At 39.7% G+C, this 12,056-nt stretch carries 8 protein-coding genes and 1 tRNA gene; 7 read left to right on the plus strand and 2 right to left on the minus strand.

The features are described from left to right. The first annotated feature begins 250 nt into the window (after window positions 1–250). The 6 genes from gyrB to NSA57_RS12570 are packed head-to-tail and all read left to right on the plus strand — an operon-like array spanning window position 251 to window position 8,883. Window positions 251–2,176: a DNA topoisomerase (ATP-hydrolyzing) subunit B gene (gyrB, locus tag NSA57_RS12545; protein WP_173752938.1), complete on the plus strand. Its 1,926-nt coding sequence runs from the start codon at window positions 251–253 to the stop codon at window positions 2,174–2,176. Between the two features lie 11 nt (window positions 2,177–2,187). Then, on the plus strand, window positions 2,188–4,725 hold the full coding sequence (gene gyrA / locus NSA57_RS12550) for a DNA gyrase subunit A (RefSeq protein WP_138271004.1): 2,538 nt from the start codon (window positions 2,188–2,190) through the stop codon (window positions 4,723–4,725). Between the two features lie 17 nt (window positions 4,726–4,742). Beyond that, window positions 4,743–5,408, plus strand: a complete 666-nt coding sequence (locus NSA57_RS12555) for a hypothetical protein (RefSeq protein ID WP_243873727.1) — start codon at window positions 4,743–4,745, stop codon at window positions 5,406–5,408. Window positions 5,409–5,437: 29 nt separating this feature from the next. After that, window positions 5,438–6,157 carry a lysophospholipid acyltransferase family protein gene (locus tag NSA57_RS12560; protein WP_147598902.1) on the plus strand — a complete coding sequence of 240 codons (720 nt, stop codon included), beginning with the start codon at window positions 5,438–5,440 and terminating at the stop codon, window positions 6,155–6,157. A 24-nt stretch (window positions 6,158–6,181) separates the two neighbouring features. Further along, window positions 6,182–6,688, plus strand: a complete 507-nt coding sequence (locus tag NSA57_RS12565) for a YfhO family protein (protein ID WP_257465008.1) — start codon at window positions 6,182–6,184, stop codon at window positions 6,686–6,688. 20 nt (window positions 6,689–6,708) lie between these two features. Beyond that, window positions 6,709–8,883: a YfhO family protein gene (locus tag NSA57_RS12570; RefSeq protein WP_257465009.1), complete on the plus strand. Its 2,175-nt coding sequence runs from the start codon at window positions 6,709–6,711 to the stop codon at window positions 8,881–8,883. Window positions 8,884–9,050: 167 nt separating this feature from the next. On the opposite strand, the gene NSA57_RS12575 is transcribed toward NSA57_RS12570, so the two are convergent. Together NSA57_RS12575 and NSA57_RS12580 are read right to left on the minus strand one after the other, a co-directional pair. Then, window positions 9,051–9,761, minus strand: coding sequence for a glycosyltransferase family 2 protein (locus tag NSA57_RS12575; protein ID WP_257465010.1), 711 nt, complete (start codon window positions 9,759–9,761; stop codon window positions 9,051–9,053). A 142-nt stretch (window positions 9,762–9,903) separates the two neighbouring features. Beyond that, window positions 9,904–10,278 carry a hypothetical protein gene (locus NSA57_RS12580; protein ID WP_147598906.1) on the minus strand — a complete coding sequence of 125 codons (375 nt, stop codon included), beginning with the start codon at window positions 10,276–10,278 and terminating at the stop codon, window positions 9,904–9,906. Window positions 10,279–11,800: 1,522 nt separating this feature from the next. On the opposite strand from NSA57_RS12580, the gene NSA57_RS12585 reads away from it, so the two are divergent. Continuing rightward, window positions 11,801–11,888, plus strand: a tRNA-Ser gene (locus tag NSA57_RS12585). Window positions 11,889–12,056: the final 168 nt, after the last annotated feature.

A 12,056-nucleotide genomic window follows, 5' to 3' on the forward strand; every position in this document is an offset into this window, starting at 1 on the left:
GAATATGGATTTATAAAAACAGAGCTATGTCTTATGTGAATTCTCTCAGATGTGTTGAGAATATTTACTCTGCATTTGGGGAGTGGTTCACTGAAAGATATAGCTTTTTTCAGCGTTTTGCGCAAATTTAATGGAAAGCACCCCCATTTTGTGTTATAATAAATTAGTATTACTATGTCTATTTATCAGTGGGTGCAGGATTTCTGTATGCCTGTTGATGCCATAAATATAGAATGACAGGAGGACGCAAATGGGCGGAGAGAATACAGAGTACGGAGCGGATCAGATTCAGATTCTGGAAGGACTGGAAGCTGTAAGAAAAAGACCGGGAATGTACATTGGAAGTACGTCAAGCAGGGGCCTGCATCATCTTGTATATGAAATCGTGGATAATGCGGTGGATGAAGCGCTGGCAGGATTTTGTACGGAAATTCAGGTGACGATCAATCCTGATAATTCAATTACAGTTGTAGATAACGGAAGAGGTATTCCGGTAGGAATCAACCATAAAGCGGGAATTCCTGCAGTTGAGGTGGTATTTACTATCCTTCATGCAGGCGGTAAATTCGGCGGCGGAGGATATAAGGTATCAGGAGGACTTCACGGAGTTGGAGCATCTGTTGTAAACGCGCTTTCTGAATGGCTTGAGGTTTCTATTTTTAAAGAGGGAAAAGAATACAAACAGAGATATGAAAGAGGACACACCATGTATCCTCTGAAAGTTGTGGGAGACTGCTCTCCTGAATATACAGGAACAACCGTAACCTTTTTACCTGATAAAGAAATTTTTGAAGAAACTGTTTATGATTACGATATTCTCAAGCAGCGCCTTCGTGAGATGGCTTTTCTTACAAAAGGGCTGAAGATCGTTCTCAGAGACGACAGAGAAGAGTCAAAAAAAGAAAAATCTTTCCACTATGAGGGAGGAATTCAGGAGTTTGTTACTTATCTGAACAGAAGCAAGGAAGCTCTTTATCCTGAGGTTGTATATTGTGAAGGTGAGAAAGACGGCGTTGTGGTAGAGGTTGCCATGCAGCACAATGATTCCTATACAGAAAATACCTATGGTTTCGTAAATAATATCAATACTCCGGAGGGCGGAACTCATATCGTGGGCTTCCGTAATGCTCTGACAAAGACATTTAACGATTATGCCCGGAAAAACAAGCTTCTGAAAGACAGCGAGCCAAACTTAAGCGGTGATGATATCCGTGAGGGTCTGACTGCTATTGTCAGTGTAAAAATCGAGGAGCCTCAGTTTGAGGGACAGACGAAACAGAAGCTAGGCAACAGTGAGGCCAGAGGCGCTGTTGATTCTATTGTCAGCAGACAGCTGGAGATTTTTCTGGAGCAGAATCCAACGGTGGCAAAAGCGACAGTGGAAAAGTCTGTTCTTGCTCAGAGAGCCCGTGAGGCAGCCAGAAAAGCCAGAGATCTTACCAGAAGAAAATCAGCCCTTGACGGTATGGCGCTTCCCGGCAAGCTGGCAGACTGTTCAGATAAGGATCCGAAAAACTGTGAGATCTATATTGTAGAGGGAGATTCTGCGGGTGGTTCTGCAAAAACAGCCAGAAACCGTGCAACACAGGCAATCCTTCCCCTCAGAGGAAAAATTCTCAATGTTGAAAAAGCCCGCTTAGATAAAATTTACGGAAATAAAGAGATCAAGGCTATGATCACAGCTTTTGGAACAGGAATCCACGAAGATTTTGATATCAGTAAGCTTCGTTATCACAAGATCATCATCATGACAGATGCCGATGTAGATGGCGCGCATATTGCAACACTTCTTCTTACGTTCCTGTATCGTTTTATGCCTGAGCTTATTAAACAGGGATATGTTTATCTGGCGCAGCCGCCTCTTTATAAAATCGAAAAAAATAAAAAGGTATGGTATGCCTATGATGATGCGGAGCTGAACCGTATTCTGGAGGAAATAGGCCGCGACAATAATAATAAGATCCAGCGTTACAAAGGTCTTGGTGAAATGGATGCGGACCAGCTTTGGGAGACAACTATGGATCCTGAAAAGAGAATCCTTCTGAGAGTGACAATGGATGAATCCGCAACCTCAGAGATTGACCTTACTTTTACAACTCTGATGGGAGATAAGGTAGAGCCAAGACGTGAATTTATCGAAGAGAACGCAAGATTTGTAGAAAATCTGGATATCTAGGAGAATAAAAAATGGAAGACAATATTTTTGATAAAGTGCATGAGGTGGATCTGCAGAAGACCATGGAAAAATCTTATATAGATTATGCCATGAGTGTAATCGCCTCACGAGCGCTGCCGGATGTCCGGGACGGACTGAAACCGGTACAGAGACGAGTTCTGTATTCAATGATAGAGCTGAACAACGGTCCTGACAAGCCGCACCGTAAATGTGCGCGTATTGTCGGTGATACCATGGGTAAATATCACCCTCATGGAGACAGCTCTATTTACGGCGCTCTGGTAAATATGGCGCAGGACTGGTCAACCAGATATCCTCTGGTTGACGGACATGGAAACTTTGGTTCTGTGGATGGCGACGGCGCGGCTGCCATGCGATACACCGAGGCACGTCTCAGCAAGATTTCCATGGAAATGCTGGCAGATATCAACAAAAATACAGTTGATTTCCAGCCTAACTTTGATGAAACAGAAAGGGAGCCGGTAGTGCTTCCGTCCCGCTATCCAAATCTTCTTGTAAACGGTACCTCGGGAATTGCCGTAGGTATGGCAACGAATATTCCTCCCCATAATCTCAGGGAGGTTATTCAGGCTGTGGTAAAGATCATTGATAATATCATTGAGGAGCAGCGTGATACAAGTATTGAGGAGATTCTTGAAATTGTAAAAGGACCGGATTTTCCTACTGGAGCAACGATTCTCGGAACAAGAGGAATTGAGGAGGCTTATCGTACAGGCCGCGGCAAAATCCGTGTCCGCGCAGTGACAAACATTGAAACTCTTCCTAATGGAAAGTCCCGCATTATTGTTACAGAACTTCCGTATCTGGTAAATAAGGCCCGCCTGATAGAAAAGATCGCAGAGCTTGTCCGTGACAAAAAAATCGACGGAATTACAGACCTGAACGATCATTCCAGCCGTGAAGGAATGCGTATCTGTATAGATCTGCGCAAAGATGCCAATGCAAATGTAGTTCTGAATCAGCTGTATAAGCATACACAGCTTCAGGATACCTTTGGAGTGATCATGCTCTGCCTTGTTTCAACCAATGGAAGTCTTGAGCCAAAGGTTCTCAATCTCCACGATATGCTGAAATACTATCTGGCTCATCAGGAGGATGTTGTAACAAGAAGAACTCAGTACGACCTGAATAAGGCGCAGGAAAGAGCTCATATTTTAGAGGGACTTCTGAAAGCCCTTGATAATATTGATGAAGTGATCCGTATCATTCGTGGTTCCAGAAGCGTTCAGATTGCCAGACAGGAGCTGATGGATCGTTTTGAGCTGACAGACGTACAGGCTCAGGCCATTGTTGATATGCGTCTTCGTGCGCTTACCGGTCTGGAAAGAGAGAAACTGGAAACAGAATACGCAGAATTAATGGAAAAAATCCGCAAATTAAAGGCAATTCTTGAAGACAGAAATCTTCTTCTTCGCGTGATCCGTGAGGAAATGCTGGAGATTTCCGATAAATATGGTGATGACAGAAGAACCTCTATTGGTTTTGATGCCTTTGATATTTCCATGGAGGACATGATTCCCCGGGAAAATACTGTGATCACTATGACAAAACTGGGTTATATCAAGCGTATGACAGTGGATAATTTCCGCAGCCAGAACAGAGGCGGCAAGGGAATTAAGGGCATGCAGACTCTTGATGATGACTATATTGAAGAACTGATGATGACAACCACTCATCATTATGTGATGTTTTTTACCAATACAGGACGTGTTTACCGTCTGAAGGCCTATGAAATTCCGGAGGCCAGCAGAACTGCCAGGGGCACGGCAATCATCAATCTCCTTCAGCTTATGCCGGGAGAGCGGATTACTGCGGTTATTCCTATCAACAAGTTTGAAGAGGATCAGTATCTGATGATGGCTACCCGTAAGGGTCTGGTGAAGAAAACTCCGATCCGGGATTATGCAAATGTACGTAAAATTGGCCTTGCGGCAATTTCACTGCGTGATGATGACGAGCTGATTGAAGTAAAGGTAACAAACAATAAAAAAGATATTATCCTTGTTACCAAGGACGGTCAGTGCATTCGCTTTAAAGAAACAGATGTGAGAACAACAGGCCGTGTTTCCATGGGTGTAAGAGGAATCAATCTTATGGATGGCGATGAGGTTGTTGGTATGCAGCTGAATTCTCAGGGATATTATCTGCTGGTTGTATCTGAGAACGGTATGGGCAAACGTACCTCCATCAGTGAATTCACCTGCCAGAACAGAGGCGGCAAGGGTGTAAAATGCTATAAGATCACTGAAAAAACAGGAAATGTGATCGGAGCAAAAGCTGTTAATGAAGAAAACGAGATTATGATGATCACAACAGAGGGTATTATTATCCGTCTGCAGTGTTCTGATATTTCTATTCTTGGAAGAATCACATCAGGAGTAAAACTGATTAATCTTTCTGACGGTGTGACAGTGGCAAGCTTTGCAAAAGTCAGAGAAAAGGAAGAAGAAAAAGTTCTCGATAAAGCAGACGGCGGACAGTCAGAAGCAGTTGAAACAGAAAACCAGGAGACAGGTACAGAGGAATAAAGAGGTAAAGAGCAGTTATGGTACAACAGGTAAAGTCTTCTAACAACAAAAAACGCAGACCTGCAGGCAAAAATTCCAGAAAAAGGAAATCCTCAGCTTCTTCCAGAAGAAAGAAAACGAATATCAATATAAAAATGATTGCAGGGGCCGCAGTACTGGCGGTCCTGGTGATCGTTCTTGTTTTTGCGGTAAAAAGCTGCGGGGTCAGCAATAAGACGCCTGAGAAGGTGGTAAAAACTCTGGTCAAATCCTATGTGGACGGAGATGAACGGAAGATTAAAAAATGCTATGGAGTAAAAAAAGCAGATAAAAATCTTGAAAAAGAAATCTCTGCCACAATTAAATACTTTGAAGTACATAAGCCAAAAAAAGCAGAAATAAATGCCTGTGATACAATTTACAAAAATGGCAAGAATGCTTATGTCTATATCACATACAGTCTGATTCTGGAGGATGGACAGTCCTATCCCTGTATCAGTACTTATATGACCCAGCAGAATGAAAAGGGAAAGTACAGCATTCTTACACCTTCTGATATTACAGACGATATGAAAAAAGAAGCGGCTGCCAGATATGCGTCATTTATGGAAACAGATCCTTATAAGGAATATGTGACAGCATATGATACTTTTTCAAAAAAGAATCCGGGATATGAGGAAAAACTGGCTACAAAACTGAATTAATATTTCTGTAGTGGAGGAAAGCTGTTGAAATGAAAAGAATTATAATGATGGTGCTGCGCAATCTGCCGTTTATTCCAATGGCATGGTTTAAGCTGTGCTGGTATGCGTCTCATGTAGACAATTATACAGAAGGGGAACGGTATGCCCTTCTTAAAATGATTGACAGACGTGCGAATAAAGGCGGAAATATTACCATTGATGCCCATGGCGTGGAGAATATTCCTGAGGAAAGCGGGTTTATTTTTTATCCCAATCATCAGGGCATGTATGATGTTCTTGCAATCATGGCGCCGTGTCCGGTTCCCTTTTCTGTGGTTGCAAAAAAAGAAGTAGGGGAAGTTCCGTTTTTAAAGCAGGTATTTGCCTGTATGAAAGCCTTTTTGATCGACAGAGAGGATATCAGACAGTCCATGCAGGTCATTATCAATGTGACCAGAGAAGTAAAAAATGGCCGTAATTATCTGATCTTTCCGGAAGGAACAAGGAGTAAGCAGGGAAATCATCCCCAGGAGTTTAAGGGAGGAAGCTTTAAGGCAGCAATTAAGGCGAAGTGTCCCATTATTCCTGTTGCCCTGATTGATTCTTATAAATCCTTTGATACGGGATCGGCAGCGCCCGTCACAGTACAGGTGCATTTTCTGAAACCGATGGAATATGAAGAATATAAGGATATGAAATCAACAGAAATTGCAGCAGAAGTAAAGCGAAGAATAGAAGAAACAATAAAAGCAAACGGCGGATGGGACTGAAATGATGGCTGGAGTAGTATGAAAATGAAAAAAACAAAAAATATAGAGAGATTTAAGTTTTATGGCGGGTATACAGTCTTATTTACGATTTGTATGATATGTACGTCATTATATTTTATTTATAATAAATCAACATTTATATGGTCAGTTGATGGAATAAGCCAGCACTATAATGCGCTGGCTTATTATGGTGAATATTTACGGGATATTTTATGGAATTTATTTGAAAAGCATAGTGTTATCATTCCCACTTACGATTTTTCTATTGGATATGGAGCTGATGTTTTAAATACATTACATTATTATGTTATTGGAGACCCGCTGAATCTTTTGGCTGTATTTGTGTCTAAAGAGCATACGGAAATCTTATTTCATGTTCTTGTAATTCTTAGAATCTATCTTGCCGGAATTACTTTTTCTGTCTTTGCCAGAAGCCGTGGAAACAGATCATCTGCGGTTCTGGCTGGAGTGCCGATTTATCTTTTTTCGGAATACGTGCTGTATTTTTTCTGCAAACATCCATTTTTTTAAATCCATTGATATATTTTCCGTTGATTCTTTTAGGCGTAGACAGGATTTATCGTAAAAAAGGACCGGGGATATATATTGTTGCCCTGATTATTAGTGCGTGCAGCAATTTCTATTTCTTTTATATGCTGGGAATTTTGACAGTAATCTATGCGGTTTTTCAATATTTTGGTTTTTATCATTCCATTCAATGGAAAACAGTGTTTCGACTTTTGTTGAAATTTGGACTGTATACGATTTTGGCTATATGTGCAGCCGGGGTTTTTCTATTGCCTTCTCTGGGGCTTCTGTTCCAGACAGGAAGGATGGCTAATGAAACTACAGTACCTTTGTTATATGGGATTAAATATTATGCACGCTTTTTTTCCGGATTTATCAGTATGGACAGTCCGGGACACCAGACTTTTCTTGGGTATACGGTTATTGCTTTTCCGGCTGTGATTCTGTTGTTTGCAACTAAAGGGGAAAAGCTTTTAAAAACAGGATTTGTTTTACTTACAGGATTTTTGTGTATTCCTTTTATAGCTCATGTATTTAATGGTATGTCTTATGTGACAAACAGATGGGCATTTGGATATACGATGCTTGTGGCGTACATAGTAGTAAAGATGTATCCGGTATTCCTAAAGCTTTGCATCAGACAAAAAATAATTTTGATTGTGTTTACGGTACTTGAGCTTCTGGCATGTATGGCAGGAATAGCGGGAAAATATCTGGTAGGCGAAGAAACTAAGCTTAAGGTTATGACAATTCTTTTGTTTTTGCTGATACTGTTTGTGGCTGTGCTTTGTATGAGTAAGAAGCAAAAAAATCCAGGTAAAATTTTTTTTACTTTTGTTATGTGCATGAATGTTGGGTGTGTTCTCATTAATGCGCTTGATGTCAGGACGAGAGAAGCTGATGCAAATAGATTTATCCAACAGGGGAGTGCGCAAAGACAATTGGAAAATATTCCTTCTGCAGAACTGGGGGAATTTTCAGAGGAAAAAAATTCCTGGCGTTATGATGAGGAAGAAACTGGAGAAATAAAAAACTCCACATTACAGACAGGACTGTATGGGACATCTTTTTATTTCAGCATGGCGAATCCATATGTGGCAGAATATCAAAGTTCATTATACTGGAATAATACCCAGGAGCAAAGTTATCGTGGGGCAGATAAAAGAAGTGCGTTGGAGATTCTGGGAGGAGTAAAATATTTTGTCACTCCAAAAGAAAGGAAGGGACCTGGTGCTTATCAGGAAAAGAAAAATTATGTAGCAGGCGAAAAAGAATTTACTATATGGGAAAGTGGAAAGAAACTACCGTTTGTATTTGCATACGATAAATATATTGGCAGAGATGAATTTGAACAGTTAAATATAGAACAAAAGCAGCAGGCCCTGATGGAAGCGGTAGTATTGGAGCGGGATAAAGATATTGGTGATTGGGATAAAGAGTATATTGTTTCAAATGATGCGAAAGAACCGGAAACAATATGGACTTCCAGAGGAAAAATCAAATTAGAAGAAAACATGATCCAAGTACAGGAACGAGGGGCAACGCTGAACATTCAGACAGATATTCAGTACGAGGGTGAAGTATATTTAATTTTTGAGGGGCTTGAGTATGAGGACGGAGCTTCCAGTGGTATTTCCAGAACGAAATCCAAAATTACAATTAATATTACTCAGAACAAAATAAAAAAGAAAATAGTTTTTAATAATGCAAACGAATTCGCGGAAAATAATGGAAAAAATAATTTTCTGTGTAATTTAGAGATGAATGAGCCTGGAAAAAAAGAAATAGAGATAAAGTTTCCGTATACCGGAACCTATCGCTTTAAAAATATCAGAGTTGTTGTTCAGCCTGTGGAGAAAATAATAAAAAATGCAGAGAACTTAGAGAAGGGTGTTGATGGATGGGTCTGTGCAGATGGGAATGAGGTAAAAGCTTCTCTGGAGTTAGAAGAGCCGCGTCTGGTATGTCTGGCTGTACCTTTTGACAAAGGCTGGACTGCTGTTGTAGATGGAAAAAAGGCTGAACTTATGCAGGCCAATATAATGTATATGGCATTGCCGTTAGAAGAGGGAAAACATGAGATAGAACTTCATTATTCCAATCCGTTTATTTGCACAGGTGCAATCATTTCTGTCATTGGTATACTGGGGGCAGTGATATGTATAACAGGAAATTATGTAAAGAGACGAAGAAAATAGTTTCTGAAAACAGATGAAGTGTAAAGCTGTTGCCTTGTTGAAAATACAAATGAAAAAAGGTGACATTTCTCCTGCAAGAGGGGGGATGTCACCTTTTTGGACATCAGAAGAAATTAGATGTATGAACAGTTTTGGGAGCTTCGGCATTGTTTTGGTCTTGTAAATGTTTACATTTGTTTTTTCAGCTTTCGGAAATCTCTGAGAGCATTCCAGCCGATTTTTATAATTTTTTTTATGTTAATAGAATTTACGCCTCCCTGTCTGGGTTTAAAAGAAATTTCCCGGAAGCATAATTTTTCATGATAGTAGGCAAAATATGTAGTCATCATAATGTTGGGGAGATTATAATTTTTGGGAAGCTTTTTTATATATTTCTTAACCAGTCCGGATTTCATAAGCCGAAAGGGGGCGTTTGCATCAGGGACTTTTACTCCAAAAATAATCCGAAGCAGTAAACAGACAGTGTTTTCCACAAATTTACGGGCTTTTCCATCGCCCCTGATTGTTCGTTTGCCGATTACTGCATCGTAATCTTTTCTCAGATTCCAGAATTCTTCAAATTCACCGGGGTCCGTCTGCCCATCCGCATCAGTCTGAAAAACATAGTCAGCGCCCATTTCCACAGCATAGTTATATCCGTAAAGAACCGAAGAACCGTGTCCTCCGTTTTTCTTTGTCAGAGGTTTCAGAAGGGGCATGGATTCTGAAAGTCTGCACAGAATCTTCCAGGTGTCGTCAGTGCTTCCGTCGTTGACAACAACCATTTTTGAGGCTCCGCCGCCGTTGTGTTTTTCAATAATGGGATACCATTGCTGAATGGTTTTTTGAATGTTGGCCTCTTCGTTGTAGGCGGGAATTACAATATATAATTTATCCATAAATAGATGTCTCCTTTGATAGTTTTAGGTATGGTTCTGTAAATGAGAAAATTTGAAAAAGTATACAAAATTCTCACGGATCTGTCTTTATAAGATTCACATATAGAGCTTAAATTTCTTTTATGTTCGTATATCATGGATCCTATTGTGCAGAATTCGATGCTTGTTCATTTATAGCAAAGTTCTGTTTTATATACATTTGAATATGATTTTGTTCATATATCATTTGGTAATGATCTGACAGATATTGAAGAATTTCCCGGTTTTTTATTCCGTAGGGGAAAATCTGCTTTTTTTCAGCATTCTGGTAAGAAAGAATGATGATATCGTTTTTGCCGCTCAGTATAGATTGCACCTGTGCGTTGACTGCGTCCGGAAAGGTCTGGTAGCTGATAGCAGGGATGTAAAAAAACTTATCTTCCGGAATTACATTAAATTTATTATAAAACATAGATTTGTTATTAACTGTAAGTACTGTTTTTCTGTCAGAATAATATTTATGATAAATGTCTGCCATGTTGTCTGCAGTCTGCGAAATCTTTGGTATGTTTGTCAGAGAAAAAAGCTTTACAGGCATCTGGAGGTTGACACAGCCTGTAAAAGTAAAAAGTCCTGCGATGAGAAGCTTCCTGTGACAAAACAGTTTCTCTGAAAATAAAGCGGCCTTTTCCGTTAAAAATAAGACGGCGGGCAGAAAAAAAGGAATCAGATATTCATAGTAATGCCCGTAGTTTCTGCCGGACAGAGAAACAGAAAATACAGAGAGCAGCAGGGATACAGCATACATTGCCCGGAAGCTTCGTGAAAACTGTGCGGATCTTATTACAATGATCAGAGAGATAAGACATCCAAGAAGCATACAGAAACCTCTGATATTTGTAAAAAGCTGAAAAAAATTTTCGACAGAAGAACCGTTTGAGGAATACTGCAGATTAAAAAACAAAGACTGCTGTATCATTGGCTTCAGACTGTGGGTATTCAGGCAATAAATAATGACTGGCAGAATTCCTGTACATACTCCGAGACTTCCGGAAACTGCATTCAGAAGAATGGATTTATACTTTTTATAAAAAATCAGTCTTAGAAGGAGGACAATGGCAATTCCTCCCCACATTGCAGCCATATTAAGCCGAAGACTCAGAGCAATTCCGGCACATATTCCATGAAAAAACATGAAAAGCGGAGGATGATCAATAATCTTTCTTTTATAGTATTTGATAATAAGAAAAACAGACAGAAACTGAAAAGTCAGTCCATAGGTCTCAACGAAATTCCCTCCCTGGTAGGTGAAAAAATTAAGTATAAGTAAAAGCATGAGGCCCACAGAAAGGCTTTTGCATATTTCGGAAACCCGGTTTCCTGAAATTAAGTCTGTAATTTTAAATAAAAGAATTACATTGATGATCATAAATGCGCATTCAATAATAAAAAGCCCAATCGTTGTTTTGGAACTGAGACAGGCTCCGAGATAATTAAAGAAATAGACATACCATCCTTTGTGATCAAAGAGATCACGATATGGGACTTTACCTGACAGCATACTGCGCCCTATTGTAAAAAAGACGGAGCTGTCTGTGCCCATGCTGTTGACAACAGGAGAAGAGCCTGCGCTGAAAAGCATAATACATATGGTATAAAGTGCTCCAAGCAGGTAACGAGAGGAACGTCTGAAAATCAAAGTTCTTTTTAGGAAAATGGAATCAGTTGCATAAGAGCTTTTCATGGGAAACCTCCGAATAAATAATATAGCAGAAACAAAATATAACAGGAAAACGTGGGTGTGGAAGCAGTAAATAAGGTTTCTGCATGGATATATTTTATCACAGGAAAGGAGAAAAGTAGAGAGGTAAGTATGGTAATCATGGAAAAAGAATAGAAAAGTAAAGTGTGGAATAGGATCTCTGAACAAAATAATACAAAATAATTTGAATTTTTTATAAAAAACAGGTTGACAATATGAAATACCTTCTGTATAATTAACAATGCATTTCAGATATAAATGCCTTCAAATTGCATAAGAAATTATGAGTTCGGAGTCTGGAGAAGTACTCAAGAGGCCGAAGAGGTGCCCCTGCTAAGGGTATAGGTCGGGTAACCGGCGCGAGGGTTCAAATCCCTCCTTCTCCGTTTTGTTTTTTGAAGAAATAAAAAACTTCAAAAAATTAAAAAAACTTGTTGACAACCGCTTGAAGATGTGGTAAAGTAAACAAGCTGTCAGCGAGAGAGCGAATTACTTAAAAGAACATCGAAAAAGTTTGAAAAAACTTGAAAAAAGTTCTTGACAAACAAAAAAAG

Origin of the sequence: Blautia caecimuris, assembly GCF_024622975.1 — a bacterium.
Lineage (GTDB): Bacteria > Bacillota > Clostridia > Lachnospirales > Lachnospiraceae > Blautia_A > Blautia_A caecimuris.